We start from the raw sequence: 26,940 nt of genomic DNA, 5'->3' as shown, positions 1-26,940 counted from the left end.
GTGGCGGCGGGGAGGGTCAGTCGTCGGCCGCGGGGCCGGTGCCCGACACGGCCTCCTCGACGAGTTGCTCCTCACAGGCGCCCAGGCGCCAGTAGCCGGTGAAAATCACGGCCTTGCGGTCGAAGCCGCGTTCGCGCACCAGGTGGCGGCGCAGCGCCTTGACGGTTCCGGCCTCGCCCGCGATCCAGGCGTACGGCGTGCCGGAGGGCAGCTCGGCGGCGCCCACGGTGTCCAGCAGCGGGGCGGAGCGCGGGGTGCCGGGGGCCACGCCGTCCCGGACCAGCCAGGTGATCTCGGCTTTCGCCTCGGTGCGCAGCTCCTGGATGTCCTCGGCGTGCTGGACCTCGAGCCACACCTTGGTGGGCAGGTCGGCGGGCAGCCATTCGAGGATGCCCGCGATGGCGGGCAGCGCGGTCTCGTCGCCGGCGATCAGCACCCAGTCGGTGCCGGACGGCGGCCGGAAGTCGACTCCGCCGTTGTCCTCCACGGCCGGGCCCAGCAGGGTGACGCGGTCGCCGGCCTCGGCACGCGCGGCCCAGCGGGCGGCCGGGCCGCCGTCGTGGTGCAGCGCGAAGTCCACGTCGACCTCATGGGGGTCGCGGCGCTGCCCGCGCACCGTGTACGAGCGCATGATGCCGCGTTCGGCCGGGTCCATCGCCCGCCAGGTGGCGAACCAGCCCTCCCCGGCCTCGACCGGCACCACCGGGGCGGTCTGGCCGGGGTGCGGCAGAAACAGTTTGAAGCGCTGGTCTCGGCCTCCGCTGATGAAGTCCTTCAGACAGCTGCCGCCGAAGGTGATCCGTGCCATGGACGGTCCCAGCGCGCGGGTCCGTACGACCCGCGCGTCGAAGAAGCGGAACGGAGCGGTGGTGGCGGCGGTGGCTACGGTGGGGGTGGCTGCGGTGGTCATGGGAGGAGGGTCTTCCCTTCGCTTGCCGTGGGGAGGGCCGGGCCGACCGTTCAGCCGACCTTCTTCGCGTCCTGGATGGCCTTGGTGAGGGACTCGACGAGCGGGGCGGCGCCCGCGTACGAGAAGCGCGGCTCACTGCTCCAGGGGGTGATCTGACCGGCCTTGACCGCGGCCAGCTTGGACCAGGTCGGCTTGGCGGTCAGGGCGCTGGGCTGGAGGGTCGCGGTGCGGTTGTCGAGGAAGAGCACATCGGCGTCGTACTTGTCGGCGTTCTCCCAGCTGAGGCTCTCGAAGTAGCCGCCCTTGTCGGTCTTTTCGGGGACGACGAAGTCGACGCCGAGTTCGCTGAAGTAGATCAGGTCGGCACTGATCTTCGGGTTGGAGACATAGAAGAGATCGGCGCTGGCGGAGCAGGCCATGACCTTGATCTTGTGTGACTTGACCGTTTTGTGCAGCGTTTCGGCCGCCTTCTCGAACCGCGCCTTGGCGTCGGTGACCTTCTTGGCCTTCAGATCGGCGCCGAGCGCCTCGGCCAGCGCGGCATAGCGCTTGATGGGCTCGAGCATGGAGATCCGGCCGGTGGTGATGGCGGCGCTGGGGGCCAGCTGGAGGATCTTCTTCTTGCTGTCGTCCGGGACGTAGAAGAGCGCGCCCGGGTCGTACATGTTGGTGATCAGCAGATCGGGGTTGAGCGAGGCGTACTTCTCGACGTTGAACTGCCCCCAGGTGTTGCCCAGGGAGGTGGCCTGGCCGACGGGGAAGTCGCCCGCCTGGACGTCCGGCTTGCCGTTCTTCAGCGTGGTCGGGCCGAAGACACCGGTGATCTGCTTGTCGATGCCGAAGTCGTAGAGCGCGGCCGCCGCGCCGATGTAGGCGACGATGTGCTGGGGTCGGCTGTCGAGGCTGATCTTCGTCTTGCGGTCATCGGTGAACGACCAGGAGCCGCCGCCGTCGTCGCCACCGGAGCCCGAACCGCCGTTGTCGCCACAGGCGGTGACCAGGGCTCCGAGTCCGACGGCGCCGCCCGCGGCGAGCAGACCGCGGCGGGAGAGGGGGAGTGCTCTGGCCTGGCGCATGAAGGTGCTCTCTCTCGATGCATTACGGGGACGTGGTCGGGACGGCAACCCGAGGACGTAGTTAGGTTAGCCTAACCAACCTGTTTGTCCAGTGGGCGGGGTCGTTCCGAACCTCACATCGAGGGGCACAAAGGGCGGTTCAGCGCGGATTCACAGGTCCGGCACCGTGCACCCGGGCGGAGCCGCCGCGCCCGGCGGATTCGCGGAGCACCGCGAATCCGCCAGGAGGCGCGGTCGGCGGGATCGGGGCACGGCGAGTGCCGCCGGGGTTCACGAAGTGGTCTCCTTCCGGTGGCCGGCGGGACGGTGGTCGGCAGGGCGGCGATCGGCGGGGCGGTGGTCGGCGGGATCGTGTTCGGTGCCGGGCCGACTCCCTCCGGGCCGACTCCCTCCGGGCCGGTGCCCGTTGGGATGGCCGAGCATCCACTCCCACAGCTCGACCGGGTCCTCGGCGGTGCGCTCGGCCCCGCAGTGGCAGACCCCGTGCAGCACATCGGTGCCGGGCAGCCAGTCGATCCGGTACACCTCGGCCGTGGGCGCGCCGCTCATGGGGAGGCCGCCACGGCCGCGGCCCGCTCTCCTTCGGCGGCGAGGCGGGCGAGGATGCGGCGCGCGGCCAGACCGCCGGTGTCGATGTTGATGCTGAGCTCCTGATAGCCCTCGCGCTCGGTGTCCAGGGCCTGCTGAAGCAGGTTCAGCGCCCCCACGTCCTGGAGCACCACGGTCCGGTTGAGGTCATGGAGGAAGGTGGACACCTCCTCGTCGTCCTGTGCGAAGTCCCGTGAGACGGCCCAGAAGTCGTACACATGGCGGTCGGTGGACGGGGTGATGGCGTAGGTGATCTCCACATGGAAGGCGTCCGGGTCGGAGCCGTCCGGTTCCGGCAGTACCCCCACCGGGGCGATCCTGCTGTGCAGCAGATACAGACACGGCGCGTGGTACTCGATGTCCTGCCAGCGGGTGATGCGGCCCTCGATCCCGGTGGAGCGGGCGTAGAAGGGCGGGCACTCGGCGTCGTCCATATGGCGGCTGACGCGTACGACGCCCGCGCCCTCGTCGACCTCCGTGGTGATCGGGGTCTCGGCGACCTCGGGGGTGCCGATGTAGCCGCTGTGCAGATAGGTCTCGTGGGAGAGGTCCAGCAGATTGTCCACGAGCAGGCCGTAGTCGGAGTCGATCGGCTCCATGCCGCCCACCGTCGTCCAGCCAGGGTCGGCCAGCCAGGGAGCGCGCGGCACCGCGCCGGGATCGGCGAGCGCCGGGTCCCCGATCCACACCCACACCAGCGAGTCCTGCTCGACGACGGGGTAGGAGCGGACCCGGGCGGTGCGCGGAACGCGCTTCTGGCCCGGTACGAACACACAGGCGCCGCCGGTGTCATAGGTGAAGCCGTGGTAGCCGCAGACGACGGTGTCGCCGTCGAGACGGCCGGCGGTGAGCGGATAGCGGCGGTGCACACAGCGGTCCGCGAGCGCGATGACCGTGTCGTCGGACTCCGCGCGGTAGAAGGCGATGGGCTCGTCGAGGATGGTGCGCCCCAGCAGCTCCCGGCCGATCTCGCGGCCGTAGGCGGCGACGTACCACTGGTTTCTGGCGAAGGCGGTCATGCGTGCCAGCGTGGTGACGCACATCACGTATGGGCAACGGCCCTTCCACTGAGTGGAAGAGCCGCCCGCTGAGCGGAAGGGCCACGCGGGAAGGGGTCCGGTGGACTGCCGGCGGGTCAGCCGCCGAACTGCCAGAAGACGGAGTGATTCAGCGTCAACAACACGATGAGCAGGACCACATCGGCGATGCCGAGCGCGATGCCGAGCAGCGCCCGGCCCCTGCGGCGGGTCTCCCGGGCGAGTGCGAGCGTCCCCAGGACGATCGCGCAGGGCCCGAAGACCGCGTTGAAGAGCAGCAGGCCGATCAGGCCGAGCACGAAGGAGGCGACGGCCATGCCGTCGGCGTCCCCGCGGGCCCGGAGGGGTGCGGTGCGGGACGGTGCGGTGAGTGCCATGGGTCTCAGCTCCCCTTGTGCCCGGTGCGTTCGCGGATGAAGAAGATGAGCAGCCAGGCGCCGATGGCGCCCGCGGCGGCGAGGAACAGGGGGAGCGGGGTGTGCGCCGCCGCCCCCAGAAGAACCCCCATCAGGGCGAGTGCCGCGACGATGAAGAGCATCTGAGCCTCTTTCGAAGTGACGATCCGGATGCGGTTGGCGTGCGGGTGGGCGTTGTCCGGGTGGACATTGTTCGCTTGGGCGTGGTTCGCCCGGTGTTCGGTGAACAGTTGGAAGTACAACTGTTCACTGAGATTCAGAGTACCCCGCCGGGGCCTGGAAAACTTCAGCGAACAGCTGTTTACTGAATGATATGAGTCACAGGTGCGGGGTCCGGCAGGCCCAGAAGGAGAAGACCCGGCGCGCCCTGCTGGACGCGGCGTTGCGGCTGCTGGAGGACCAGAGCCTGAGCAGTCTGGGGCTGCGTGAGGTCACGCGGGCGGTGGGCGTGGCGCCGGCCGCCTTCTACCGGCACTTCCGGGATCTGAGCGATCTCGGCGTCGCGCTGGTCGAGGAGTCCCTGGGCAGTCTGCACCATATGATCGGCGCGATACTCGCCGGTCAGGACGGTGACGCGGAGCGGATCGACGCCACCGTCGCCGCGGTCGCCGAGCATGTGCGCCGCTACCCCGCGCATATCCGCTTCATCGCGCGTGAGCGGCATGGCGGGGTGCGTGCCGTACGCGAGGCGATCGCCGCCGAGCTGGACCGATTCGCCGATGAGGTGGCCACCGACTTCTGCCCGCGGCTCTCGGCCGAGGACTGGCCGCCGGAAGACGTCCGGATGCTCGCGGAGCTGTATGTGGACCACATGGTGATGACGGCGACGGCGTTCCTGGAGGCACAGGCGGAGCACCCCGGGGCCGTGGGTGCTTCGGGTGCTTCGGGTGCTTCGGGTGCCGCTGATGTCGAGGATGCCGTGGGCCCCGCTGGTGCCGCGGATGCCGCTGGTGCCGCGGGCGCCGAGGACGAGCGCCGGGTCGCCGCCACCGCGCGTAAACAACTGCTGCTGATCAGCCTCGGGCGCCACCACTGGCGCGACGGCTGATCTCCACGCCGTAGTCGCCGTCCGCGTCCCGGCCGGTGACGCGGACGCGTATCCGGGTGCCGTTCGCCTGCGTGCTGAAGCTCTCGCCGGGCGCGTAGGCCGCGTCGCTGAGTCCGGGGTGGACATTGCGCTCCCGGGTGCAGCCGCGGCCGTGGGGGGTGGAGTCCACGATGGTGATGGGGCCGCCGCCGGAGTCGACACCGGTGTCCACCCAGGAGATCAGGACACCGGGCTTGCATATGGCCTCGTCATTGCCGCCGTTCGCGCGCGCCTCGATCGCGTAGCCGGTGGACGGCGAGACGGGGACGAAGACCAGCTTGGTCCCCTCCGGGCGGCTCAGCGGCGACAGGGTGTGCGCGACGACCCCGGAGCGGGCGGCGCAGGCGATCTGCCGTGGGTCGAGCCACCCCAGCTTCCACTTGTGCCAGGCCAGCAGGTCATTGCCGGCGCCCCAGTCCTCGGACATCACATCCCAGTGGCCCGCCTTGTCGCCGCCGAGCCGGGTATAGAGGTCGGGCAGCCCGAAGACATGGCCGTTCTCATGGGGCAGGACGCGGAAGCCGGTGCGGCGCAGCGAGCCGGAGCCGTCGTCCTGGCGGCTGTAGACGAAGGAGACATTGGCCAGCGGAACGCCGTCGGCGGTCGGGGCCTGCTGGTTGTCGGCGTAGGTGACGGACAGCACCGCGTGTGCGGCAGGCGGCCCGGCGTTCGGGGTGACCAGGACGTTCACCAGGTCGTAGCGGCGGAAGTCGACCTTGGGGTCGGCGGCCTTGGCGATATCGGCGACGAGTTTGCGATAGCCCGGGTCGAAGGGGCTGCCGCGCTTGATGCCATAGGCGCGGAACGAGCGCGGCATCCGCAGCCAGTGGGTGATCGGCATCTCGGGGCGGTAGTCCAGCCGTCCGTACGAGCTCTGTGTGAACCACCGGGTGGTCTGGGGGAAGAACTCCTCGAAGCGCTCGCGGGCGGTGCCCTGGCCGCGGACGTCCGGGAAGTCGATCATGAGGTTGAGGGCGCGTACCGTGCCGGTGCTGTGGCTGTAGCCGCGGCTGGTGGGCAGGCCCTCGGACATCTGGAGCCCCGGGCCGGAGGCGAGGGCGCAGGGTGCGAGCGAGCCGAAGGCCGGCCGTGCCGAAGGCGCCGGGGCCAGCTCGGGGGGTGCGGGGGGCTCGGGACGCGCGGCCGCCCCCGGTGAGACCACCGCCACCGTGAGCACGGCGGCGGTGGCGAATGCGCTGCCTCTGCGGGGCCGGCGTATTCGTATGCGGGGGCGGGTGGTCCCATGCGTCTGCTCCATTGCCGACCACGGTGTGACGGCGTGAGCCGGGGCGCTCGTGGGGTGCCGCCGTCCGGGGGAATGACCTGCTCCGTTCGGGCGGCGAGGGGTGCCGGGCAGGTGTGAGGCAGGTCACCTACGGACGCAGAAATTCCGGGGACTCATTCCCCGTTTAACCCGGTGAACGCATAAACGGGGACTGACTCCCCGGAAGAGTTGAAACTTGAACGTCAAGGCCGAGGCCGGTGTCACAGCCGAGCCGCCGGCCGAGCCACCGGAGAACCGTACGCATGGATGCCGTACGCAGAAGGGAGTGCTGTTATGGCCGCCGACACGATGACCGCGAAGTCCGCACAGCCTCGGCTGCGCGCGGACGCCCTGCGCAATCGGGAGCGTATTGTCGTAGCCGCCCGTGAGGTGATCGTCGAGAGCGGGGCACATATCCCCCTCGATGAAATCGCTCGACGGGCGGGGGTCGGCAATGCCACGATCTATCGGCACTTCACGGACCGCCGTGAGCTGATCCACCATGTGGCGCTCTCGGTGATGTCCCACGTCGCCGATCAGGCCGAAACCGCCATGGCCGAGGAGGTCGACGCCTTCTCCGCGCTGCGGCGCTTCGTACACGCCGCGGCGGATGAGCGCATCGGTGCGCTGTGCCTGCTGCTCTCCGACGGTCTCGACAAGGAGCATCCTGACCTCATTGCCACCCGTGACCGTCTGTCCGAAGGCGTCGAGGCCCTGATGGGGGCCGCGAAAGCCGACGGCCAGCTGCGCACCGACATCGGCGTCGGTGATCTGATGGTCGCGCTCAACCAGCTCACCCGGCCGCTGCCAGGCAGCTTCTGTGTGGACTTCGACGCCTTTGTGCACCGGCATCTGCAACTGTTCCTGGACGGTTTGCGGGCCCCGGCGCGCTCCGAACTACCTGGTAAGTCCGTGACCTTGGAGGATCTGCAACACCGGCCGTGACCGTGACATAAATCGCATCCGGCCGATCCCGAAGCACCGCTTATTCCACGCGCGTTCACAAGTCTTCCGTACGTGCGTCGTCGCATCTCGCTACCTCTTATCCAACGGCCTGTGCCGGTCTGACCTTGACCGGCCCCACACGTCCCATTTATCACCCTCCGCACCGCTAGGTAGGACCCTCCATGCCTGAAACGGCTCAATACGTGGATCCCCGGCGCTGGAAAGCGCTGATATTCATCGCCCTCGCCCAGCTGATGGTCGTGCTCGACGCGACCATCGTGAACATCGCGCTGCCCAGCGCCCAGGCCGATCTCGGCATCTCCGACGGCAACCGGCAGTGGGTCATCACGGCCTACGCCCTCGCCTTCGGCGGACTGCTGTTGTTCGGCGGCCGGATCGCCGACCTGTGGGGCCGTAAGCAGACCTTCATCGTCGGCCTGCTCGGCTTCGCTGCCGCCTCGGCCATCGGCGGTGCCGCGCTCAACACCGGCATGCTGCTGGGCGCACGGGCGCTCCAGGGTGTGTTCGGCGCGCTGCTCGCCCCCTCCGCGCTCTCGCTGCTCGCCGTGATGTTCACCGACCCCAAGGAGCGCGCCAAGGCGTTCGGTGTCTTCGGTGCCATCGCGGGTGGTGGCGGCGCCGTCGGTCTGATCCTCGGCGGTGTCCTCACCGAGTACATGGACTGGCGCTGGACCTTCTTCGTGAACATCCCGTTCGCCATCATCGCCGTGGTCGGTGCGGTCGCCGTGATCCGCGAGCCGGTGGAGAGCCGTAACTCGTCCCGGCTGGACATCCCCGGTGTGATCCTGGCCACCACGGGTCTGGTCGCACTGGTCTACGGCTTCACCCGCGCCGAGTCCGACGGCTGGACCGCGGGCCTGACCGTCGGTCTGTTCATCGCCGCGGCCGTGCTGCTGCTCGCCTTCGTGATCGTCGAGTCGCGGGTGAAGGCGCCGCTGCTGCCGCTGCGCGTGGTCGCCGACCGCAACCGCGGTGGTGTCTACGCCTCGCTGGCACTCGCCATCATCGGCATGTTCGGTCTGTTCCTCTTCCTCACCTACTACATGCAGATCGTCAAGGGGTACAGCCCGGTCAAGACCGGCTTCGCCTTCCTGCCGATGGTCGCGGGCATGATCACCGGCTCGACGCAGATCGGCGCCCGGCTGATGACCCGGGTCCCGGCGCGGCGGCTGATGGGGCCGGGCTTCCTGGTCGCCTCGGTCGGCATGCTGCTGCTGACCCAGATCGACCTGGACACCTCGTACCCGATGCTGATCCTGCCCGGGTTCCTGCTGCTCGGCCTCGGCATGGGCACCGCCTTCATGCCGGCGATGAGCCTGGCCACGCATGGTGTCGAGCCGCGTGATGCGGGTGTCGCCTCGGCGATGGTCAACACCTCGCAGCAGGTGGGCGGCGCCATCGGCACCGCGCTCCTGAACACGATCGCGGCGAGCGCCACCACCGAGTACGCGAAGTCGCATGCGGCCGGGGCCACTTCCCGCAAGGCGCTGGAGCTCCAGTCGATGGTCCACGGCTACACCTCCGCCATCTGGTGGGCGGTCGGCATCCTGGTGCTGGCCGCGGTGATCGCCATCACGCTGGTCAACGCCGGCCAGCCGGAGAACGGCGGCGCGGTCGCGGGCTCCGGGGACGGGGCGGCGGAGGACGCCATCCCGGTGATGGCGCACTGATGCTGAAGCGCTGAAGCGCTGATGTGCCGATGTGCCGATGTGCCGATGCGCCGATGCGCTGAGGTGCTGAGGTATTCGCCGGTCTGTCCGTACGGCGGCGAAGGCCCCGCTCCCTGGAATCCACCGGGGAGCGGGGCCTTCGTGTGCCGTCTCGGGGTGTCGGTGTCGGTGTCTCGGCGTGGTCTCAGGGTGTCAGCGCAGCCAGGGAAGGTCGGCGCCCTCCGGCTGGAGGCCGTCCGCGATGATCCGGCAGATGTCGCCGAACTGCTCGACCTGCTCGGGGGAGAGCCGGTCGAAGACGGCCAGCCGTACGGCGGAGACATGGCCGGGGGCGGCCTCCCGCAGCACCTCGAATCCCTTGTCGGTGAGGACCGCGTTCTGCCCTCGCTTGTCGTCGGGGCAGTCCTCGCGCCGTACCCAGCCGTCCTTCTCCATACGCGCGATGGCATGGGACAGCCGGGAGCGAGTGATCTTGGCGGACTCGGCCAGTTCGGTCATCCGCATCCGGTGGCGAGGCGCCCAGGAGAGCTTCACCAGCAGGCCGTAGTAGACATGGGGCATGCGCGCGTCGCGCTGGAGCTGGCGGTCGAGGTGGTCCTCCAGAAGCATGCTCGCCTGGATATACGCCTGCCAGCTGCGCTGTTCGTCGTCGGTGAGCCAACGCGGTTCGTCGGTATCCGTGAGGGTTTTCATGGCGTCGTCCACGCGTCCATTCTAGATAACACTCTTTGAACATTAAATAAGTGTGCGGTACAGTAAGGACTGCATGCTTGAGACTTCAAGCATCTTGTCGAATCCAGCTCTGTCGACCGCCGAGGAGTCATCATGTCCGCGCTCGACGGGCGCATGCCCGCCCTTTACCTCAGCCATGGTGCTCCGCCGCTCGCCGACGATCCGGTCTGGCCCGGACAGCTCGCCGCCTGGGCCGAGGGGCTGCCCCGGCCCAATGCCATTCTCATGATCTCCGCCCACTGGGAAGAGGCGCCCCTGGCCATCGGGGCCACTCAGCAAGTGCCGCTGGTCTATGACTTCTGGGGTTTTCCCCAGCACTACTACCAGGTGCGGTATGACGCGCCGGGCGCCCCCGGGCTCGCCGAGCGGATCCGTAAGACGCTGCGCACGGCCGGGACCCCGGTCCAGGACATTCCCGACCGGGGGCTGGACCACGGGGCGTATGTCCCTCTGGTCGAGATGTATCCGGAGGCCGACATCCCGGTTCTTCAGGTTTCGATGCCGACCCTCGATCCGCGGAAGCTGATGGAGATCGGCCGAAAGCTGGCGCCGCTGCGGGACGAGGGCGTGCTGATCGTCGGCAGCGGCTTCTTCACCCACAACCTGGCCGCCATGCGGCATACCGGCCCGATGCCGCCCAGTTGGTCGGCCGAGTTCGACGACTGGGGGCAGCGGGCCCTGGAGGCGCTGGACATCGACGCGCTGCTGGACTTCGAGCACACGGCCCCGGCGGGACGGCTCGCCCATCCGCGCACCGAACACTTCGCGCCGCTGTTCGTCACGCTGGGCGCGGCGGAGGCGGAGCTGGGCGGCCAGCGGAGCGTGATCGACGGGTTCTGGATGGGGCTGGCGAAGCGGTCGTTGCAGTTCGGGTGAGGGGGCGCGGCCGGGGGCGGCTGGGTGCGGCTTGGTGGCTGAGGTCGTACGGACGGGCTCGTGCCCCCGCCTCCGCGTCTCGCCTTCGCCCTAGCGTCTCGTCCTCGCGCCTTCGCTTTCGCCTTCGTCAGAGGACCGGATCGATCATCGCGCAGGCGTGCAGTGCGGCGGTCAGGGCCATCGCGTCCGGGCCCTGGGCGACGTCGAGGGCGGTGTCGGTCAGCTTGATGGCATGCTCATCGCCGTGCGCCGCGGCGCGGGCGAAGACCTCCTCGGGCGTGACGCCGCCGGCCACGGACGGCAGCCGGTCGGCCGGGAGCGGCTCCCGTGGCGCGTACACCGCCGTGACCGCGGCGCTCGCCGCCCATGCCGCGTCCAGACTCGGCGCCCACAGCTCGCGCGGCAGCGCGGGCAGGACACGCAGTACGGCGTTGGGCGCGGTCGCGGCGTGGACCAGCATGATCGGTTCGCCGTGGCCATGGGTGGCGTAGCGATGGGTCGCGGCCCGTACGAGCTCGGCCAGCCGCCGGTGCGCCTCCTCCGGGTGGTCGGTGGGGGCGGTCGTTGCGTCGTCCGTCGGGGTGGGCGGCCAGGTGGGGAAGGCGGTGAGCCGGGCCAGCCGCTCCCGTATGCCACCGCTCTGGTCGGCGATCGGCTCCACGGCGGTCAGCGCGTCGGCCGCCGACCCGGAGGCGGGGCCAGGTCGCTGCCGGAGCGGCGGCAGCGGGGCGTGGCGGGCGGCCCAGTAGCCGAGGGCGTGGGCCAGCTCGGCGGTGCGGGGAGCGGTCGTGGCGCCCGGGTCCGGACCGTCCAGGAGGGTCCGTACGGCGTGACCGACCCGGATCACCGGATGCGTCGCGCCGCCCGCGATGCCCGGCAGCAGCCGCGGCCACCACACGGCGAGTACGTCCCGCCAGGGGCGGCCGGCGAGCTCCCGCTCGAAGTAGGCGGGCCAGTCGGCGAGACGGCGCGGATCGCCGAGCGCCTCGTGCCAGTTCTCCTCGGTGATCCGGGCGTGCGGGCGCGGCATCTCCTCCAGCTTGTGGCGATAGCGGTCCAGCCAGCGGTGCACGGTGCGCCCCTGGCCGTGGCGTACCAGCGCCTCCACGGCCATGGGCGCGTGATTGCTCAGCCAGCCCAGACGCTCGGGGCCGCTGGCATGCAGGCGCTCGAGGGCTTCGTCGAGGGTTCCACTCGTGTCGTCCGTCATGACCTCACGCTAGGGACGGGGGCGGCGGCCCCGAAACGGACCGGGGACGGAAGCGTGTGGGGACCAATGACCTAAGCCGAGGACTATTCCGTCGACGGCTGTTCCGTCGAGGGCCGTTCCGGAGGACGCTCTTCCCGGATGTGGAAGACGTAGAACGACACGGCCGCCATCGCGACCCCCATCCCGAGGCCGATCCCCGCGGACCGGTACACCGAGCCGCCGCTCACGGAGTGCAGAAAGCCCATCGCGCAGCCGAGGAGCGCCCCGTACAGAATGGCCCTGATCTCCGGCATCAGGCCCGGCGTCAGCCTGCCGAAGGCGTAGCTGAGCACCCCGACCACCACGGCCGACACCACGCCGTAGACGGCGGACGCGGGGATGGTGGAGCCCTGGTTGTGGGCCACGAACATCACCCAGCCGCCGTAGAGCACCGCCAGCACGACGGGGACGCCCCAGGAGGCAGAGGGGTGCGGGGGGAGGTGGAGCCGTGGCTGGCGGTGGTGGCTGACCGGGGCCGTGAGGGCATGCATGGCGGAACCTCCTCGTCGCCGTGTCCCCGCCCTGACCTGTCACTTTCCAGCGCACACCCATGCGGGCGGGCGGGCAACCCGGCGCGATCGAACAAACGGGCAACCGCGCAGCCATGAGATTCGTCTTGACAGATGAGAGAAGGGCGGGACAGCCGTAGGAGGCGGCCGCAAAGGGGGTCTGACCTGCGCTTCCCGGCCTCTCGGCAGTGCGCTGACCCTGGTGTGGGTGGACAGGATACTGCATGATCGTAAAAAGATGAGGGCCTGATGGGAATTCTGTCCTGATTCCAGTCGTTGTTTCCTTCGGACGGGGCACCCGACACCGGAGAGTCCGTCCATAGTCCGCGCCCGATCCATCTGTAAGGGAGCACGCATGGCAACCCGTGCCGTCGCCCGTAATCAGTCCGCCGCCGGTGGTGGCGCTGATGGGGCCAACAGCGTTCGCGCCTCAGGCGGGGAGATCGCCGATCGCGACCTGGTCGGCATGTATCTCGACGAGATCGCTCGCACCCCGTTGCTGGACGCGGCGAAGGAGGTCGAGCTGTCTCAGTCCATCGAAGCGGGGGTGTACGCCCAGCAGATCCTGGACGGGGAGGTTGAGGACACCCCTGCCGCAGGTGCGAGCCGCGAGGAGCTGGAGGCGATAGCCGCCGAAGGTGCCCGCGCCAAGGACATCTTCATCCGCTCCAACCTACGCCTCGTCGTGGCTGTGGCGCGCCGCTATCCGCGCAGTGGGCTGCCCTTGCTCGACCTGATTCAGGAGGGCAACGCGGGCCTGGTGCGCGCGGTGGAGAAGTTCGACTACACCAAGGGCTTCAAGTTCTCGACCTATGCCACGTGGTGGATCCGTCAGGCCATCACGCGCTCGATCGCGGATCAGTCCCGTACGATCCGGCTGCCCGTCCATCTGGTCGAGGAGCTCGGCCGGATCCGCCGGGTGCAGCGGGAGTTCAACCGCGAGCACGGCCGCGAGCCGGAGCACGCCGAGATCGCCGAGGAGCTCGGCTCCACCATGGAGCGGGTCTCGGATGTGCTCGACTGGGCCCGTGACCCGGTCAGTCTGAACATGTCGGTCGACGATGAAGGGGAGACCCAGTTCGGCGATCTGCTGGAGGACACCTCGGCGGTCTCGCCCGAGCAGTCGGTGATGACGCTGCTGCGCAGCGAGGAGCTGGAGGGCCTGATCGGCCGCCTCGACGACCGCACCGCCTCCATCATCAAGGCGCGGTACGGCATCGACGACGGCCGGGAGCGCACCCTCACCGAGGTCGGCAAGCAGCATGGCCTTACCCGTGAGCGAATCCGCCAGATCGAGAAGCACGCATTGCTTGAGCTGAAGAAGATGGCCCGCCAGACCGGTTTCGACGCAGCGGCTTGAGTTCTCAAGCCAATAACTCTCAGCCACCAGACCCTCTCCAACCCATGGACCGAGCCCCGGCGCCTCCCCCCCCCCGGCGCCGGGGCTCGCTTATGTCCGCTCGTGTGACCCGTCTGTCCCTCATGGCCTCGCGTGGGGGCCTCGGCGTGGATGGTGTGACCTCGGCCGCGGACCGTTGGGGCGGTCGGTCAGACGGCGAAGCCGCCGTCCACGGCGATCGACGCCCCGGTGATGTAGCGGCCGTCGTCGCCCGCGAGATGGGCCACGGTCGCCGCGATCTCGGTGGGCCGACCGTAGCGGCCGAGTGCGGTGAAGCCGCTCTGGAGGGCGGCGCTCGCGCCGTCGGCCGGGTTCATCTCGGTGTCCACCGGGCCGGGGTGGATCAGGTTGGCCGTGATCCCGCGCGGGCCGAGCTCACGGGCCAGGGCCTTGGTGAGGCCGGTGAGCGCGGTCTTGCTGGTCGAGTAGAGGGTGCCGCCGGGGAAGGCGACGCGCTCGGCCATGCAACTGCCGATGTTGACGATCCGCCCGCCGTCGGTCAAATGCGCCGCGGCCGCCTGCGCCATCAGGAACGGCGCCCGGACATTCACGGCGAGGACCCGGTCCACATCGTCCAGCGACAGCTCGGCGATGGGGCCGAGGACGCCGACACCCGCGTTGTTGACCAGGATGTCCAGCCGTCCGAACTCGGCGGCTGCCCCCTCCACCGCGGCGCGCGCCGACGGCGCGTCGGCGCTGTCGGCCCGCACCGCCCAGGCGCGACGGCCGAGCGCCTTGATCCGGTCCACGACATCCGCCGCGCGGTCGGCCTGGCTGTGGTAGGTCAGGGCGATATCGGCGCCGTCCTCGGCGAGCCGGATCGCCACGGCCTCGCCGATGCCCCGGCTGCCGCCGGTGACCAGAGCCGCCTTGCCGTCGAGCGTCATGTCTTCTCCTCGTAAGCTGTCTTCAATGCCTTGTATGGGCAAGAGGTGATGAGAATTCCGCTGTGCGGTGGCCCCTCCCGATGAGGGGGACATGACTCGATCCTGGCCGGGCGGGTCGTGGAAGTCCGGCGGCATTCGGACGGTGCGCTGCGGTCGCCGGTCGCCGGTCGCCGGTCGCCGGTCGCCGGTTGCCGGGCGGCGGGTGGCAGGCGGCCGGGGGCGGGCGGCGGTCAGGGGGAGTGGTCAGAGGCAGTGGTCAGGGGCGGCGGTGAGACGTGGCCGGGGAGGTCGCTGAGCGATCGCGAACCGTATATGCCTGGTCGAGTTTGTTTCGTGCCCGAGTCTGTTTACTTTCCTGCATCGCCCACGTAATCTGGCCGCGAAATCACAGGTTCGGGCATGGAAGGGGCGTAAACCCACATGTACGCACCGGAGCGTCAGCAGGAGATTCTCCGGCTCGCCCGTGAGGGCGGGCGGGTGGATGTCCTGTCTCTCGCCGAGGAGTTCCAGGTCACCGCCGAGACCGTACGACGTGATCTGCGCGCCCTCGACCGGGCGGGGCTCGTCCGCCGCGTGCACGGGGGCGCCATCCCGGCGGGCCGTCTGGACTTCGAGCCCGATCTCGCCGAGCGCGAATCCACCGCCGCCGATGAGAAGGACCGCATCGCGCGGGCCGCCATCGCCGAACTGCCGTCCGACGGCAGCGTGATCATCGACGCGGGTTCGACGGCCGCCCGGTTCGCCGCAGCCCTTCCGCTGGAGGCCAAGCTCACCGTCGTCACCCACGCCCTGCCGGTCGCCGCCCGCCTCGCCGACCACCCCGGTATCGCGCTGCACCTCGTCGGCGGCCGGGTCCGCCACCGCACCCGGGCCGCCGTGGACGCCTGGGCGCTGCGCGGCTACGGCGAGATCAAGGCCGATGTGGTCTTCCTCGCCACCAACGGCTTCTCGCTGGACGGCGGGCTCACCACCCCCGATCTCGCGGAGGGCGCCGTCAAGAGCGCCATGATCGCGGCGGCCCGGCGGGTGGTGCTGCTCGCGGACTCCGCCAAGTTCGGCCGGGAGCACTTCGCCCGGTTCGGCGGCCTCGACGATGTCGATCTGCTCATCACGGACACCGGGCTCAGCCCGCAAAACGCCCTGGCCATCGAGCGCCAGGGCACGGAAGTGGCACGCGCATGATTCTCACCGTCACCCCCAACCCCAGCCTGGACCGTACGTACGAGATCCCCGCGCTGGAGCGCGGCGCCGTGCTGCGGGCCACGGCCGACCGGGTCGACCCCGGCGGGAAGGGCGTCAATGTCTCGCGCGCCGTGGCCGCCGCGGGGCATCGCACGGTGGCCGTGCTGCCGCTCGGCGGACCGGAGGGCGCGCTGCTCGCACGGCTGCTGGAGGAGCTCGGCATCGAGGCGGCGGGTGTGCCCGTGGCGGGCTCGACCCGGGTCAATATCTCCGTGGCCGAACCGGACGGCACCCTCACCAAACTCAACGCCAGCGGGCCCGAGCTGAGCGACGCCGAGGCCGAGGCGGTGCTCGAGGCCGTCCGGACGAGGGTCGAGAGCGCCGACTGGATCGCCTGCTGCGGCAGCCTGCCCCGGGGCCTGGCACCCGAGTGGTACGCCGAGTTGGTGGCGCGGGCCCATCGGGCGGGCGCCCGGATCGCCCTGGACACCTCCGGGCCCTCGCTGACCGCCGCCCTGCGCGAGCGCCCCGATGTGGTGAAGCCCAACGCCGAGGAGCTGGCCCAGGCCGTGGGCCGTCCGCTGGCCACCGTGGGCGAGGCGGTCAAGGCGGCCGAGGAACTGCGAGGTCTCGGCGCCCGCACCGTGCTGGCCAGCCTGGGTGCCGACGGCCAACTGCTGGTCGACGAGACGGGCGCCTACTTCGCCACCGCACGGGTCTCCGCCGTGCGCAGCAACGTCGGTGCGGGCGACGCCTCGCTCGCCGGATTCCTCACGGCGGGCGGCGCCGGACCCGCCGCGCTCGCCTCGGCCGTGGCCCACGGCGCGGCCGCGGTGCAACTGCCGGGCAGCGCCATGCCGACCCCCGCCGACCTCGACCCGTCCGCCGTGATCATCACGGCGGACATTCCGCTGGACCGTGTGCTCAAGGAGCCCGCGTGACCGGCCGACCCCACTCCCACCCCCCAGTCCCCACTCCACCCGCCCGCTTCCCCAAGGGCGGCACCGCACACAAGGGAGCCGCGAGATGAGTGAGCTGATCACCGCGGATCTGGTCGACCTTGACCTGTCCGCCGACACCAAGGAAGCCGCCGCCAGGTCGCTCGCCGAACGCATGGTCGCGGTCGGTCGGGTCACCGACCTCGACGGCTTTCTCGCCGATGTGGCGGCGCGTGAGCAGCAGATGCCGACCGGCCTGGACGGCGGCATCGGCATACCCCACTGCCGCAGCGCGCATGTCACCGAGCCGACCCTGGCCTTCGGGCGCAGCACGGCCCGGATCGACTTCGGCGCGGCAGACGGCCCGGCCGATCTGATCTTCCTGATCGCCGCCCCTGAGGGGGCGGACAGCGACCATCTGTCGATCCTGTCGAGCCTGGCGCGGCAGTTGATGAACGCCGACTTCACCAATGCGCTGCGCTCGGCCGGCCAGCCCGAACAGGCGGCCGCCCTGATCCGCGGCGATGAGCGGAGCGCACCCGCCGCCGAGGACACGGAAGCCGAGGGGCCTGCTGCTGAGCCCAGCACCGCTGAGCCCAGCGCATCCTCCGCTGGTGCTTCCGGCGCTGCCCAGACCGCTCCGGAGCCGGTGGCCCCCTTCCGGATCGTCGCCGTCACCTCCTGCCCCACCGGTATCGCCCACACCTATATGGCCGCCGAGTCGCTGGAGAACGCCGCTCGCGAGGCCGGGATCGAGCTGGTGGTCGAGACCCAGGGCTCGGCCGGATTCGACAAGCTCCCCGCCGCCACCATCGCCGCCGCCGACGCGGTGGTCTTCGCACACGATGTGGAGGTCCGGGAGAAGGCCCGCTTCGCGGGCAAGCCGACGGTGGACGTCGGGGTGAAGGCGGCCATCAACCGTCCCGCCGAACTCATCGCCGAGGCGCGGGCGAAGGCCGCGCGGGGCGAGATCACCGCACCGGCCGGAGGCTCGGCGGACGGCTCGGCGCCGATGGACGCGGACGGTGCCGCCGGTGACGGCTTCGGCACCCGGCTGCGCAAGTGGCTGATGACGGGCGTCAGTTACATGGTGCCGTTCGTCGCCGCGGGCGGTCTGCTGATCGCGCTCGCCTTCGCGATCGGCGGTTACGAGATCGCGAGCGCCAAGTCCGTGGCGGACCACTTCGTCTGGACCGAGACCAGTAGCTGGGCCGCGCTGCTCTTCCAGATCGGCGGTGCCGCGTTCACCTTCCTGGTGCCGGTCCTGGCGGGCTATATCGCCTACGGAATGGCCGACCGGCCCGGTCTGGTCCCCGGTTTCGTGGGCGGCTACATCGCGACCACCATCAAGGCCGGATTCCTCGGCGGTCTGGTCGCGGGTCTGATCGCGGGCGCGGTCGTCATGGCCATCCAGCGGTTCAAGGTCCCGCCGGCGCTGCGCGGCATCATGCCGGTGGTGGTGATCCCGCTGATCTCGTCGGCGATCGTCGGCGTCCTGATGTTCGTGGTGATCGGCAAGCCCATCGCGTCCGCGCAGGAGGCGATGACCGACTGGCTCAACGGCCTCTCCGGCGCCAACGCCATCGGGCTCGGCGTCCTCCTCGGCCTGATGATGTGCTTCGACCTGGGCGGTCCGGTCAACAAGGTGGCCTACGCCTTCGCGACCGGTGGTATCGCGGTGTCGGACCCGTCTACCGGAAGCCTCAAGATCATGGCCGCGGTGATGGCAGCCGGTATGGTCCCGCCGCTGGCGATGGCCCTGGCCACCGTCGTGCGCGGACGGCTGTTCACCAAGGCCGAGCGGGAGAACGGCAAGGCCGCCTGGGTGCTGGGCGCCTCCTTCATCAGTGAGGGCGCCATTCCGTTCGCCGCGGCGGATCCGCTGCGGGTGATCCCCTCCTCGATGGCGGGCGGTGCCGTCACCGGTGCGCTGTCGATGGCGTTCGACTGCACACTGCGCGCCCCGCACGGCGGCATCTTCGTGGTCCCGTTGATCGGCCAGCCGTTCCTCTACCTGCTGGCCATCGTGGCGGGCACGGTGGTCTCGGCCGGTTTGGTGATCTTCCTCAAGGGGCTGCGGAAGACGGCGGAGCCGGAGGCGAAGGGCCAGGCGGGCGGCGAGGCCGCCACGGGCGGCGCCACCGAGGACGAGTCGAAGGTGGCGGTCGCGGTCTGACCGCATCTCAGTCACCCCCTGTCGGGTCCGGCGGCTTGCCCACTTCCGTGGGCGGGCCGCCGGTCTCCGTAGGCAGGCCAGTCTCTGTGGACATGCCGGTCTCTGTGGGCAGGCCGCGCGAGGCGTAGTAGGCACCGAGCGCCGCCTCGCCACCCGACCCCATGGCGGTCGCGATCCGCTGGAAGCGAACCGATCGCAGATCACCGGCGGTGAACACCCTGGGATGCTGGCTCCCGGGAGGGCAGTACCCGGACCGGTCACGGGCCACGGCCCCGGCCGGGGGCGCCGGAGCGCTGCCCAGGTTGAGGAAGGCGAGATCGGCCGTGAGGGTCCGCCGCTCGCCCTCCACCGTCCGGACCTCGGCGGTGACCGGGGCCGACACGGGCCCCAACTCCAGCCGCCGCACCGCCACCAGCTCCATCCGAGGGTCCTGCCGGATCTCCTCGGTCTTGTAGGCGTCCTCGGGCGGATACGCCACCACAAAGCGGGTCCTCAGCTCCGGATGAGCCAGCGCCATGGTCCCCAGAGGCCGGTCCGCCCCCAGGACCAGCACGGTCCGGTCGTCGATCGCCGCCGGATTCGCCTCCCACAGCGGCGGCAGCGCCCGGCCCGCCGCACCCCCGAGCCATTCCACGCTCTCGGGATCCAGCGGCCCGACCCCGGTGGCGACGACCACATACGGAGCGGTCAGCCGCGTTCCAGACGCCTGCACGGACCCCTCCGGCTCCATGGATCCGACCGGCCCCACGGACCCCACCGCCCCCACGGACCCCATCGCCCCCAACGGTCCTACGGGCTGGACCGTGACCTCGACGTGGTCTTCGTAGGCGTCGATCCGCGTGGCGCGCCGGCCCAGCTCCACCCGGCATGGATCACACCGCCCCAGATCGGCCTCGATCGCCGCCGCCAGATCCGGGCCGTTGGTGGCTCCGAGGACATTGCGCACCGCCGGGATGCGCCGCAGCGCCCCGCACAGGGCGTCGCCCGATTCGATCAGCACCGAGCGCATCCCCACGCTCGCAGCCATCACGGCGGCGGCGCAGCCCGCCGGGCCACCACCGACGATCAGCAGATCGGTATCCATGTCCATAGGAAGCCCCCCTCTCTTCGTCGCTGCGGCCCGCCGCTCTTCCGGCCAGACGCTTCCTTCCTTCCGGCCTCGGCGGATCAGCGGTTGTAAAGATCCCGGTACGCCGGGAAGACACCGCCCGGGCCGTCCACGGTCTCCGCCGCGAGCACCGCCTTGACCACCGCCCGGGTCAGCACATCCGCCCCGGCCGCCAGCACCTCGTTCAGCGCACCGCTCTCCCTGTGCACCCCGAACGCCGGATCGCCGGCGTCCTCGGGGCCGCCGTCCGGTATCAGCGGGCGCCCGCTGGTGGCCAGGGCGAAGACCGTGTCGCCGTCGGACAGCAGATGCACCGGCCGGACGGCCCGCGCCAGACCGTCGTGTGCCGTACCCGCCAGCTTGTGGGCCTGGGCCCGGGTGAGCACGGCATCGGTGGCGACCACAGCCAGTGTGGTGTTCAGCGGGGGCCGCACCGACGCGGCCTGCCGTCGCTCCGACTCGGCCCGTGCGGCGGTCAGCCGACGCATCGCCTCCGCATGCTCGGCCACAGTGGGGCCGTGGGGCCCGTCCTCGTCCAACGGCTCGTAGTGCTCCCCGTACAGCGCGCCCGTACGGGGATCGACGACCGATCCTGCGGCGTTGACCGCGGCCAGGGCGGCCACCGTGACGCCGGACGGCAGCACCGTGGAGGCCGAACCGATGCCGCCCTTGAGCCCACCGGCCACCGCGCCCGTGCCCGCTCCCACATTGCCCTCCGCGACCGGCGCTCCCGGCCGCGAACCGGCCGCCGCCTCGATCGCCTCACGCCCCAACGCGGCGTCCGGGCGGGCCCGCCAGTCGCCGCCCCGGCCCAGGTCGAAGAGGGCGGCGGCCGGGACCACCGGAACGACCTGCGCCGGATCGGGGCCGACCCGGAAGCCCCGGCCGTGCTCCTCCAGCCAAGAGGCCACCCCCGAGGCGCTGTCGAGCCCGAACGCGCTGCCGCCGGTCAGCACCACGGCATCGACGCGCTGGACCAGATTGCGCGAATCGAGGGCATCGGTCTCCCGGGTGCCGGGACCACCGCCGCGCACATCGACCGCGGCAACCGCACCGCCCTCGGGGGCCAGCACCACCGTTGTCCCGGTCAGCCGGCCGCCGCCGGATCGCTGGGCATGCCCCACCCGCAGTCCGGGGACATCCGTCAGGCAGTCGGCCGGACCGGTGGGAGCTGATTCGGGGTTTGTCCGCTCGGCGTTCATGGAAGCTATGCGTAGCACGGCAAGCCGTGGCATGGTCGGGTACCGAGGCGCGAACCACCCTCGTATCCGTCCTCCCGCGATCGCCGCCGAAGGGCGCGGGACGGGGTGAGGCCCTCTCATATAGAGGGCGTTCATCAGACGTTGATGGCGTGGCGGCACTCTGAGCGGTATGCCGTTCGCCCCCGTCCGAAAGAAGACCGCCGTGCCCCATACCTCTCGGACGGAGGAGCTCCCGACGCCGGCCACCGACACTCGGCGGTCCGCCCGGGTCGCCCTCCGCTGGATCAGCGAGCCGGACCGCACCGAGGAGCTCACCCATGCCGAGCTGCTCGACCAGGCGGCCCGGGCCGCCGCCGCGCTCACCCGGCTCGGCGTCCGCGCCGGGGACCGGGTGGCGGTCCATCTGCCGCTGGTGCCCGAGTCCGTGATAGCCACCCTCGCCTGTGGTCGGCTGGACGTCGTCCGCGCCAGCCTTCCCGTGGGATTGCACCCCCATGAGTTGCGCGACCGGATCAGGGAGGTCGGCGCCAAGGTCGTCATCACCGCGGACGCCGGGCAGCACCGCGGGGAGCTCCAGCCGCTCAAGCGCCATGTCGACCGGGCACTGAGCGGCTGCCCGGAGGTGCGGTCCGTGCTGGTGGTCCACCGGCTCGCCTGCCCGGTGTCCTGGAAGCCAGGGCGTGACCTGTGGTGGCATGACGAGCTCGGCCGATACACCGAGCCGCTGCCCGGGCCGTACTCTTGAGGCATGAACACCGCCCCTGCCCCTGGACCGCGCGATCCGGCCGCCGCGCTGATCTTCGACGATCCACTGGCGCAGCGGTCATCGGACGATACGGACCACGGGTGGGGTGAGCGGATTCCCGGCGGCGACAGCGCCGGCGATGCCGCCGATCTGGCCCGGTTCCTCGACGAGAAGCCGCCCCACCACCTCTGACGGGTCCCTAGGCGCTGGAGCCGCTGCCACCACCGTTGTGGACGGCGGCGCGCTGTGCCACCAGCTCGTCGCGGATCTCGCGCAGCAGAACGATCTCCTCGGCGTCCGCGACGGCCTGCTCCTCCTCCGCCTGCGCCTCCTTGGCGGCCTTCCGCGCCAGATAGCGCGACATGGGCAGCACCATCAGGAAGTACACCACCGAGGCCGTGATCAGGAACGTCAGCACAGCGGAGAGCACGCTTCCCCAGAGGATCGGGATGCCGTGGATCACATCGCCCGTGGCGTTGGTCTCGCAGGGCGCCTTGAGACAGGAGCGGTACTTCTCGAGGTCCTTCGTGCCGAAGGCTCCGACTATGGGGTTGATAAAGCCCTTCACTATCGAGTTCACGACGGAGGTGAAGGCGGCTCCGATGACGACCGCGACAGCGAGGTCGATCACATTGCCGCGCATCAGGAAGGCTTTGAACCCTTCCATGACGCTCTTCTTCTCCTCGGCCACCTTCTCTTGGCTCACCCCACTGCCTCTCTTTCGCCGCGTCGGTGCGGGAGCGGACGGTTTCGCAACCTACACCCGCAGGTGAGCGGGGCATCAGGGGAGTCGGGGGAGTCAGCGACGGCATAGCGTCACCGCCAATCGGGAACCGGCCGCGGCCCCGGCCAGCGCGGTGGCGTCCGCTCGCGGCACCGTCAGCACCACCAGCGCCCCGCCGCCGCTCGCGCCTCCGTACTGCACGCCGCCGTCGTCCACGGTCCCGTCACCGCTCGGATCCTTGTCCGCACCGGCCTCCGGCGCACCGCCGTCGGCTGCGCCGCCCTCGGCTGCGCCGCCCTCGGCTGCGCCGCCCTCGGCTGCGCCGCCCGTCGCGCGGCCGCTCCGCGAGCCGGGCACCTCGGTCACCCGGACCCCATGCGCGACCACCCGCGCCGCGGCGCCGGACGACCGGGCTCCTGCGGCGTCCGGAAGCGGTGTGGCCAGCACATCCACCCGGTCGCCGGGGTGCAGCAGCCGCACTGCGGCCGCATCGGCGATCCGGACCGGCGCCGACACCATGGCGGGGCGCGGGCCGCCTCGCCGTTCCTCGCCCGCGGGGGCGGGCGCTCGCGAGGACACCGCGTCCGTATGCCCACGGCCGGGCGGTGCCGCGGCCGCGAGCGCGGCGGCCGTCAGCGCCAGCCCGGCCGCCATCGCTCGGCGCCGCCGCCGCACGGCCCGCCGCAGCCCGAACTCACGGGCGCGCCCGGTGCGCACCGGATCGAAGCACGGCACCGCACGGGCCGGGGGAGCGGAGCGGGGCAACGCGAGGGAGCGGGGCAACGCGAGGTTGGGGGACGGATGGGACATGGCACATCACCGCCTGCCGTGAGGGTCCGGGTGCTTCTGGCCCCCTCACCATGCCCACCTCCGCCCGATCCCGCTCGAGCCTGTGGATGGCCACCGGCCTGTGGACAACTCGGTCACCCGGGCGAGCGACACGCGCCCCGAGGCGAGTTCGGACCCGCCCCCGGCGATGACCTCGGCACCTCACCCCCGCGCCTATGGAAGCTCTATCCCCAGGTCCCAGCCGTCGTGGGCATGGGTGCACAGGCAGTCCCGAGTGGAGCTCTCCGGCAGCTTGCCGACCGCGTCGAAGAGCACCTCGCGCAGTCGGCCCACGTTCTCCCCGAAGACCTTCAGCACCTCGGTGTGGGTGACGCCCTCGCCGGTCTCCACGCCCGCGTCCAGGTCGGTGACCAGTGTCAACGACGTGTAGCAGAGCCCCAGTTCGCGTGCGAGCACCGCCTCCGGGTGGCCCGTCATGCCGACCACCGACCAGCCCTGCGCCGCATGCCAGCGCGATTCGGCCCGGGTGGAGAAGCGCGGCCCCTCGATCACGCACATCGTCCCGCCGTCCACCGGCTCCCAGTCGCGTCCGCGCGCCGCCTCCACGGCCGCCTTTCGGCCCACCGGGCAGTACGGGTCCGCGAAGGTGGTGTGCACCACATTCGGAATCCGGCCGTCCGGCAGCGCCTCGCCGTCGAAGTAGGTCTGCGTACGCGCCTTGGTGCGGTCGACCAGTTGGTCCGGGATGAGCAGCGTCCCAGGTCCGTACTCCGGCTGTAGTCCGCCCACGGCGCACGGGCCGAAGACCTGCCGCACCCCGAGCGAGCGCAGGGCCCAGAGGTTGGCGCGGTAGTTGATGCGGTGCGGTGGCAGATGGTGCTTGCGGCCGTGCCGCGGGAGGAAGGCGACCCGGCGCCCCTCGATGTCGCCGAGGACGAGCGAGTCACTCGGCGCCCCATAGGGAGTTTCCACGGTGATCTCGGTCACGTCGTCGAGGAACGTGTAGAACCCCGATCCCCCGATGACCCCTATGTCTGCTTGCCTGCTGGTCTCGACCATGCGATCACCCTAGCCACCCGCGTCCGCGCGAACGACATACGACGGCGAGCTGAGCGGGGAGGGCGGATGAGGAGCCACCCGCGTCCACGCGAACGACACCCCGCCGCCTCCCGGTGGAGGCGGCGGGGTGTCGATGAAACCGGAGGCCAGGTGGCCGGGATCAGGCGGCCGAGCTCGATGTCGATGTCGTCGAGGACGACGTCGACGACGAAGAAGACGAAGACGTCGAGGAGGAGGACGAGGAAGAGGAGTCCGATGACGAGGACGAATCCGATGACGAGGAGGACGACGAGCTGGAGCTGTCGCTCTTCGCCGCCGACTTGCCGGAACCGCCGCTCGTGCTGCTGGAGGAGGAGCGGCTGTCGTTCCGGTAGAAACCGGAGCCCTTGAAGACGATGCCGACCGCCGAGTACACCTTCTTCAGGCGTCCCTGGCAGTTGGGGCACTCGGTGAGCGCGTCGTCGGTGAACTTCTGCACCGCCTCGAGGCCCTCGCCGCACTCGGTGCACTGGTACTGGTAGGTCGGCACGTTCTTCCTCCTGGCACTCTCACTCGATGAGTGCTAACGACGCTCCATAGTGCAGTATTCCCGCGCGTCAGTCCACTGGGGCGGGACATGGGTGATCGAATCCACCGCCCCGGGCGCGCCCCCAGGCTCCCCGTCCAGCCCCCCCCGTCAGCTCGCTCCCGTGCCGAGCCAGCCGGCCAGTTTGCCGCCCCGGCCCACCGACCGCAGCCGCCGTTCCGCCGCGTCGCGCACCGGGTCCGTGGCCACCACCAGCAGCTCGTCGCCGCGCCGCAGCATGGTCGAGGGCAGCGGTACGAAGCTGGTCCCGTCCCGGACCACCAGGGTGACCGCGGCCCCCGTGGGCAGCCGCAGCTCGCCCACCTCGACGCCGTGCATCTTGGACGCCTGGGGGATCGACACCGACAGCAGATGGCCGCGCAGTCGCTCCAGCGGCGCCGACTCGATGCCCAGGTCGGCCGGCTCGGGCTCCTCGAGCCGTAGCCGGGTGGCGAGCCAGGGCAGTGTCGGCCCCTGGACCAGGGTGTAGACGATCACCAGTACGAAGACGATGTTGAAGATCCGGCGGCTGTCGGGCACGTTGCTGACCATCGGGATCGTGGCCAGCACGATCGGCACCGCCCCGCGCAGCCCGGCCCAGGACAGCAGCGCCTTCTCCCGCCAGGGCAGCCGGAACGGCGCCGTGCTGAGCAGGACCGACACCGGCCGGGCCACCACGGTGAGCACCAGCCCGACCGCGAGGGCGGGCAGCACATCATCGCCCAGCTCATGCGGGGTGACCAGCAGTCCCAGCAGGACGAACATCCCGATCTGGGCGAGCCAGCCCAGCCCCTCGGCGAAGCCGCGGGTCGCCGGCCAGTGCGGCAGCCGTGCGTTGCCCAGGAGGAGGGAGGCGAGGTAGACGGCGAGGAAGCCGGACCCGTGCGCCAGCGAACCGCCCGCATAGGCGATGACGGCGATGGCGACCACCGCGATCGGGTACAGACCGGAGGCGGGCAGTGCCACATGCCGCAGGCCGAAGGCGCCCAGCCAGCCGATCGCGAGACCGACCACCGCGCCGATCGCCAGCTCCAGGGCGATCTCGCCGATCAGGGTGTACCAGGAATCCATGTGGCCCTGGCTGGAGAAGGCGACCACAAGGATCACCACGGGGGCGTCGTTGAAGCCGGACTCGGCCTCCAGGACGCCCGTGAGCCGCTTGGGCAGCGGCACCGTGCGCAGCACCGAGAAGACCGCCGCCGCGTCCGTGGAGGACACCACCGCGCCGATGATCAGCGCCTGCCGCCAGTCCAGTCCCACCACATAGTGCCCCGCAGCAGCGGTGACCCCTACGCTCACCGCGACACCCACGGTGGACAGTACGGCGGCCGTTGGCAGGGCCGGTTTGATCTCGCTCCACTTCGTGCCCAGACCGCCCTCGGCCAGGATCACGACCAGTGCGGTGTAGCCGAGGATCTGTGTGAGCTCGGCGTCGTTGAAGGTGACACCGATCCCGTCCGTGCCGATGGCGACGCCGATGCCGAGATAGATCAGCAGTGTGGGCAGCCCGCTGCGTGTGGAGATCCTTACGGCCGCCACGCCGACGAGCAGGACGAGCGCGCAGATCAACAGCAATTCATTGAGGTGGTGAACAGTCAGGGGCCGACCCTTTCTCACGGGAGCGGAGGGAACGCTGAGAAAGGGTCCCCGCCGACCGGAACTTCATTGCCTTATCTAACATTTTACGGGATCTTGACGCGAGCCTCCGCCGAGAGGTCTTCGCCGAGGTGTACAAGCCCGGCCGATGGCCGGTGCGCGGCGTCCAGTCATGACTCCGCGTAGGGGC

28 protein-coding genes are annotated in these 26,940 nt (G+C 70.6%); 10 read left to right on the top strand and 18 right to left on the bottom strand.

Going from position 1 to position 26,940, the window contains the following annotated elements; all coding sequences use genetic code 11:
• Positions 1 to 16 precede the first annotated feature (16 nt).
• The 6 genes from AB0E24_RS04150 to AB0E24_RS04125 form a co-directional block, all read right to left on the bottom strand.
• Entirely contained in the window at positions 17 to 910 is an 894-nt protein-coding gene (locus tag AB0E24_RS04150) for a siderophore-interacting protein (protein WP_069864874.1), read from the bottom strand.
• Between the two features lie 50 nt (positions 911 to 960).
• Positions 961 to 1,986 (bottom strand): ABC transporter substrate-binding protein, encoded by a 1,026-nt coding sequence (locus AB0E24_RS04145; protein ID WP_359374746.1) that lies wholly within the window; start codon positions 1,984 to 1,986, stop codon positions 961 to 963.
• A gap of 270 nt (positions 1,987 to 2,256) precedes the next feature.
• Complete coding sequence (locus AB0E24_RS04140; RefSeq protein ID WP_359374796.1) at positions 2,257 to 2,535, bottom strand: hypothetical protein; 279 nt, start codon at positions 2,533 to 2,535, stop codon at positions 2,257 to 2,259.
• Positions 2,532 to 3,593: a Rieske 2Fe-2S domain-containing protein gene (locus AB0E24_RS04135; protein ID WP_102937955.1), complete on the bottom strand. Its 1,062-nt coding sequence runs from the start codon at positions 3,591 to 3,593 to the stop codon at positions 2,532 to 2,534. Before AB0E24_RS04135 ends, AB0E24_RS04140 begins: the two co-directional genes overlap by 4 nt.
• Positions 3,594 to 3,709: 116 nt before the next feature.
• Positions 3,710 to 3,988: a DUF4190 domain-containing protein gene (locus AB0E24_RS04130; protein ID WP_079258685.1), complete on the bottom strand. Its 279-nt coding sequence runs from the start codon at positions 3,986 to 3,988 to the stop codon at positions 3,710 to 3,712.
• A 5-nt stretch (positions 3,989 to 3,993) separates the two neighbouring features.
• Positions 3,994 to 4,269: a hypothetical protein gene (locus tag AB0E24_RS04125; protein WP_359374743.1), complete on the bottom strand. Its 276-nt coding sequence runs from the start codon at positions 4,267 to 4,269 to the stop codon at positions 3,994 to 3,996.
• Between the two features lie 71 nt (positions 4,270 to 4,340).
• Here AB0E24_RS04125 and AB0E24_RS04120 point away from each other — a divergent pair, with 71 nt between their 5' ends.
• Entirely contained in the window at positions 4,341 to 5,075 is a 735-nt protein-coding gene (locus AB0E24_RS04120) for a TetR family transcriptional regulator (RefSeq protein ID WP_359374741.1), read from the top strand.
• Here the strand turns inward: AB0E24_RS04120 and AB0E24_RS04115 are convergent.
• Positions 5,041 to 6,372: a M6 family metalloprotease domain-containing protein gene (locus AB0E24_RS04115; protein ID WP_359374740.1), complete on the bottom strand. Its 1,332-nt coding sequence runs from the start codon at positions 6,370 to 6,372 to the stop codon at positions 5,041 to 5,043. The two genes, AB0E24_RS04120 and AB0E24_RS04115, sit on opposite strands and share 35 nt — an antisense overlap.
• 300 nt (positions 6,373 to 6,672) lie before the next feature.
• Here AB0E24_RS04115 and AB0E24_RS04110 point away from each other — a divergent pair, with 300 nt between their 5' ends.
• Both AB0E24_RS04110 and AB0E24_RS04105 read left to right on the top strand, forming a co-directional pair.
• Positions 6,673 to 7,323 carry a TetR/AcrR family transcriptional regulator gene (locus tag AB0E24_RS04110; protein WP_069864860.1) on the top strand — a complete coding sequence of 217 codons (651 nt, stop codon included), beginning with the start codon at positions 6,673 to 6,675 and terminating at the stop codon, positions 7,321 to 7,323.
• 182 nt (positions 7,324 to 7,505) lie between these two features.
• On the top strand, positions 7,506 to 9,014 hold the full coding sequence (locus tag AB0E24_RS04105) for an MFS transporter (protein WP_069864858.1): 1,509 nt from the start codon (positions 7,506 to 7,508) through the stop codon (positions 9,012 to 9,014).
• A gap of 192 nt (positions 9,015 to 9,206) precedes the next feature.
• Here the strand turns inward: AB0E24_RS04105 and AB0E24_RS04100 are convergent, their stop codons facing one another.
• On the bottom strand, positions 9,207 to 9,707 hold the full coding sequence (locus AB0E24_RS04100) for a MarR family winged helix-turn-helix transcriptional regulator (protein WP_069865586.1): 501 nt from the start codon (positions 9,705 to 9,707) through the stop codon (positions 9,207 to 9,209).
• Positions 9,708 to 9,839: 132 nt separating this feature from the next.
• Between AB0E24_RS04100 and AB0E24_RS04095 the strand changes: the two genes are divergently transcribed.
• Positions 9,840 to 10,622, top strand: coding sequence for a dioxygenase family protein (locus tag AB0E24_RS04095; RefSeq protein WP_359374738.1), 783 nt, complete (start codon positions 9,840 to 9,842; stop codon positions 10,620 to 10,622).
• 127 nt (positions 10,623 to 10,749) lie between these two features.
• Here the strand turns inward: AB0E24_RS04095 and AB0E24_RS04090 are convergent, their stop codons facing one another.
• On the bottom strand, positions 10,750 to 11,832 hold the full coding sequence (locus tag AB0E24_RS04090; RefSeq protein ID WP_359374736.1) for a questin oxidase family protein: 1,083 nt from the start codon (positions 11,830 to 11,832) through the stop codon (positions 10,750 to 10,752).
• An 83-nt stretch (positions 11,833 to 11,915) separates the two neighbouring features.
• The gene (locus AB0E24_RS04085) at positions 11,916 to 12,362 is read right to left on the bottom strand and encodes a hypothetical protein (protein ID WP_359374734.1); all 447 of its coding nucleotides are present in this window, start codon (positions 12,360 to 12,362) and stop codon (positions 11,916 to 11,918) included.
• Positions 12,363 to 12,735: 373 nt separating this feature from the next.
• Between AB0E24_RS04085 and AB0E24_RS04080 the strand changes: the two genes are divergently transcribed.
• Positions 12,736 to 13,740 (top strand): sigma-70 family RNA polymerase sigma factor, encoded by a 1,005-nt coding sequence (locus AB0E24_RS04080; protein ID WP_069864850.1) that lies wholly within the window; start codon positions 12,736 to 12,738, stop codon positions 13,738 to 13,740.
• A 188-nt stretch (positions 13,741 to 13,928) separates the two neighbouring features.
• On the opposite strand, the gene AB0E24_RS04075 is transcribed toward AB0E24_RS04080, so the two are convergent.
• Positions 13,929 to 14,666: a 3-oxoacyl-ACP reductase family protein gene (locus tag AB0E24_RS04075; protein WP_359374732.1), complete on the bottom strand. Its 738-nt coding sequence runs from the start codon at positions 14,664 to 14,666 to the stop codon at positions 13,929 to 13,931.
• Between the two features lie 420 nt (positions 14,667 to 15,086).
• Between AB0E24_RS04075 and AB0E24_RS04070 the strand changes: the two genes are divergently transcribed.
• From AB0E24_RS04070 to AB0E24_RS04060, 3 genes are all read left to right on the top strand, one after another.
• A complete protein-coding gene (locus tag AB0E24_RS04070) occupies positions 15,087 to 15,848 on the top strand; it encodes a DeoR/GlpR family DNA-binding transcription regulator (protein ID WP_069864846.1) in 762 nt (253 codons plus the stop codon).
• Positions 15,845 to 16,789: a 1-phosphofructokinase gene (pfkB, locus tag AB0E24_RS04065; protein WP_359374730.1), complete on the top strand. Its 945-nt coding sequence runs from the start codon at positions 15,845 to 15,847 to the stop codon at positions 16,787 to 16,789. The genes AB0E24_RS04070 and pfkB overlap by 4 nt, the downstream gene beginning before the upstream one ends.
• An 85-nt stretch (positions 16,790 to 16,874) precedes the next feature.
• On the top strand, positions 16,875 to 18,962 hold the full coding sequence (locus AB0E24_RS04060) for a PTS fructose transporter subunit IIABC (RefSeq protein WP_359374728.1): 2,088 nt from the start codon (positions 16,875 to 16,877) through the stop codon (positions 18,960 to 18,962).
• Positions 18,963 to 18,969: 7 nt separating this feature from the next.
• On the opposite strand, the gene AB0E24_RS04055 is transcribed toward AB0E24_RS04060, so the two are convergent.
• Both AB0E24_RS04055 and AB0E24_RS04050 read right to left on the bottom strand, forming a co-directional pair.
• Positions 18,970 to 20,046 carry an FAD-dependent oxidoreductase gene (locus AB0E24_RS04055; protein WP_359374791.1) on the bottom strand — a complete coding sequence of 359 codons (1,077 nt, stop codon included), beginning with the start codon at positions 20,044 to 20,046 and terminating at the stop codon, positions 18,970 to 18,972.
• A gap of 83 nt (positions 20,047 to 20,129) precedes the next feature.
• The gene (locus tag AB0E24_RS04050) at positions 20,130 to 21,272 is read right to left on the bottom strand and encodes a P1 family peptidase (protein WP_359374726.1); all 1,143 of its coding nucleotides are present in this window, start codon (positions 21,270 to 21,272) and stop codon (positions 20,130 to 20,132) included.
• Positions 21,273 to 21,474: 202 nt separating this feature from the next.
• Here AB0E24_RS04050 and AB0E24_RS04045 point away from each other — a divergent pair, with 202 nt between their 5' ends.
• Positions 21,475 to 22,017: an AMP-binding protein gene (locus AB0E24_RS04045; RefSeq protein WP_231981320.1), complete on the top strand. Its 543-nt coding sequence runs from the start codon at positions 21,475 to 21,477 to the stop codon at positions 22,015 to 22,017.
• A 3-nt stretch (positions 22,018 to 22,020) separates the two neighbouring features.
• A complete protein-coding gene (locus AB0E24_RS04040) occupies positions 22,021 to 22,209 on the top strand; it encodes a hypothetical protein (protein ID WP_069864839.1) in 189 nt (62 codons plus the stop codon).
• A gap of 7 nt (positions 22,210 to 22,216) precedes the next feature.
• Here the strand turns inward: AB0E24_RS04040 and mscL are convergent, their stop codons facing one another.
• From mscL to AB0E24_RS04015, 5 genes are all read right to left on the bottom strand, one after another.
• Positions 22,217 to 22,684: a large conductance mechanosensitive channel protein MscL gene (mscL, locus tag AB0E24_RS04035; protein ID WP_093702265.1), complete on the bottom strand. Its 468-nt coding sequence runs from the start codon at positions 22,682 to 22,684 to the stop codon at positions 22,217 to 22,219.
• Between the two features lie 132 nt (positions 22,685 to 22,816).
• Positions 22,817 to 23,551 carry a hypothetical protein gene (locus tag AB0E24_RS04030; protein WP_359374724.1) on the bottom strand — a complete coding sequence of 245 codons (735 nt, stop codon included), beginning with the start codon at positions 23,549 to 23,551 and terminating at the stop codon, positions 22,817 to 22,819.
• Between the two features lie 192 nt (positions 23,552 to 23,743).
• Positions 23,744 to 24,589 (bottom strand): S-methyl-5'-thioadenosine phosphorylase, encoded by an 846-nt coding sequence (locus AB0E24_RS04025; RefSeq protein WP_093706976.1) that lies wholly within the window; start codon positions 24,587 to 24,589, stop codon positions 23,744 to 23,746.
• Between the two features lie 160 nt (positions 24,590 to 24,749).
• The gene (locus AB0E24_RS04020; protein WP_359374721.1) at positions 24,750 to 25,118 is read right to left on the bottom strand and encodes an FmdB family zinc ribbon protein; all 369 of its coding nucleotides are present in this window, start codon (positions 25,116 to 25,118) and stop codon (positions 24,750 to 24,752) included.
• A 147-nt stretch (positions 25,119 to 25,265) separates the two neighbouring features.
• Positions 25,266 to 26,771: a potassium/proton antiporter gene (locus AB0E24_RS04015; RefSeq protein ID WP_069864832.1), complete on the bottom strand. Its 1,506-nt coding sequence runs from the start codon at positions 26,769 to 26,771 to the stop codon at positions 25,266 to 25,268.
• Positions 26,772 to 26,940 lie beyond the last annotated feature (169 nt).

This window comes from Streptomyces malaysiensis subsp. malaysiensis (assembly GCF_040653035.1).
Taxonomy (GTDB): domain Bacteria; phylum Actinomycetota; class Actinomycetes; order Streptomycetales; family Streptomycetaceae; genus Streptomyces; species Streptomyces malaysiensis.
The sequence above is the reverse complement of the archived record's forward strand: the minus strand, read 5'-3'. Positions and strand labels throughout refer to the sequence as shown.

Bases quoted from the DNA above. Each gene is read 5' to 3' on its own strand.
- AB0E24_RS04150 (WP_069864874.1), bottom strand. From the start codon at position 910: ATGACCACCGCAGCCACCCCCACCGTAGCCACCGCCGCCACCACCGCT.
- AB0E24_RS04145 (WP_359374746.1), bottom strand. From the start codon at position 1,986: ATGCGCCAGGCCAGAGCACTCCCCCTCTCCCGCCGCGGTCTGCTCGCC.
- AB0E24_RS04140 (WP_359374796.1), bottom strand. From the start codon at position 2,535: ATGAGCGGCGCGCCCACGGCCGAGGTGTACCGGATCGACTGGCTGCCC.
- AB0E24_RS04135 (WP_102937955.1), bottom strand. From the start codon at position 3,593: ATGACCGCCTTCGCCAGAAACCAGTGGTACGTCGCCGCCTACGGCCGC.
- AB0E24_RS04130 (WP_079258685.1), bottom strand. From the start codon at position 3,988: ATGGCACTCACCGCACCGTCCCGCACCGCACCCCTCCGGGCCCGCGGG.
- AB0E24_RS04120 (WP_359374741.1), top strand. From the start codon at position 4,341: ATGAGTCACAGGTGCGGGGTCCGGCAGGCCCAGAAGGAGAAGACCCGG.
- AB0E24_RS04115 (WP_359374740.1), bottom strand. From the start codon at position 6,372: ATGGAGCAGACGCATGGGACCACCCGCCCCCGCATACGAATACGCCGG.
- AB0E24_RS04110 (WP_069864860.1), top strand. From the start codon at position 6,673: ATGGCCGCCGACACGATGACCGCGAAGTCCGCACAGCCTCGGCTGCGC.
- AB0E24_RS04105 (WP_069864858.1), top strand. From the start codon at position 7,506: ATGCCTGAAACGGCTCAATACGTGGATCCCCGGCGCTGGAAAGCGCTG.
- AB0E24_RS04100 (WP_069865586.1), bottom strand. From the start codon at position 9,707: ATGAAAACCCTCACGGATACCGACGAACCGCGTTGGCTCACCGACGAC.
- AB0E24_RS04095 (WP_359374738.1), top strand. From the start codon at position 9,840: ATGTCCGCGCTCGACGGGCGCATGCCCGCCCTTTACCTCAGCCATGGT.
- AB0E24_RS04090 (WP_359374736.1), bottom strand. From the start codon at position 11,832: ATGACGGACGACACGAGTGGAACCCTCGACGAAGCCCTCGAGCGCCTG.
- AB0E24_RS04085 (WP_359374734.1), bottom strand. From the start codon at position 12,362: ATGCATGCCCTCACGGCCCCGGTCAGCCACCACCGCCAGCCACGGCTC.
- AB0E24_RS04080 (WP_069864850.1), top strand. From the start codon at position 12,736: ATGGCAACCCGTGCCGTCGCCCGTAATCAGTCCGCCGCCGGTGGTGGC.
- AB0E24_RS04075 (WP_359374732.1), bottom strand. From the start codon at position 14,666: ATGACGCTCGACGGCAAGGCGGCTCTGGTCACCGGCGGCAGCCGGGGC.
- AB0E24_RS04070 (WP_069864846.1), top strand. From the start codon at position 15,087: ATGTACGCACCGGAGCGTCAGCAGGAGATTCTCCGGCTCGCCCGTGAG.
- pfkB (WP_359374730.1), top strand. From the start codon at position 15,845: ATGATTCTCACCGTCACCCCCAACCCCAGCCTGGACCGTACGTACGAG.
- AB0E24_RS04060 (WP_359374728.1), top strand. From the start codon at position 16,875: ATGAGTGAGCTGATCACCGCGGATCTGGTCGACCTTGACCTGTCCGCC.
- AB0E24_RS04055 (WP_359374791.1), bottom strand. From the start codon at position 20,046: ATGGATACCGATCTGCTGATCGTCGGTGGTGGCCCGGCGGGCTGCGCC.
- AB0E24_RS04050 (WP_359374726.1), bottom strand. From the start codon at position 21,272: ATGAACGCCGAGCGGACAAACCCCGAATCAGCTCCCACCGGTCCGGCC.
- AB0E24_RS04040 (WP_069864839.1), top strand. From the start codon at position 22,021: ATGAACACCGCCCCTGCCCCTGGACCGCGCGATCCGGCCGCCGCGCTG.
- mscL (WP_093702265.1), bottom strand. From the start codon at position 22,684: ATGGAAGGGTTCAAAGCCTTCCTGATGCGCGGCAATGTGATCGACCTC.
- AB0E24_RS04030 (WP_359374724.1), bottom strand. From the start codon at position 23,551: ATGTCCCATCCGTCCCCCAACCTCGCGTTGCCCCGCTCCCTCGCGTTG.
- AB0E24_RS04025 (WP_093706976.1), bottom strand. From the start codon at position 24,589: ATGGTCGAGACCAGCAGGCAAGCAGACATAGGGGTCATCGGGGGATCG.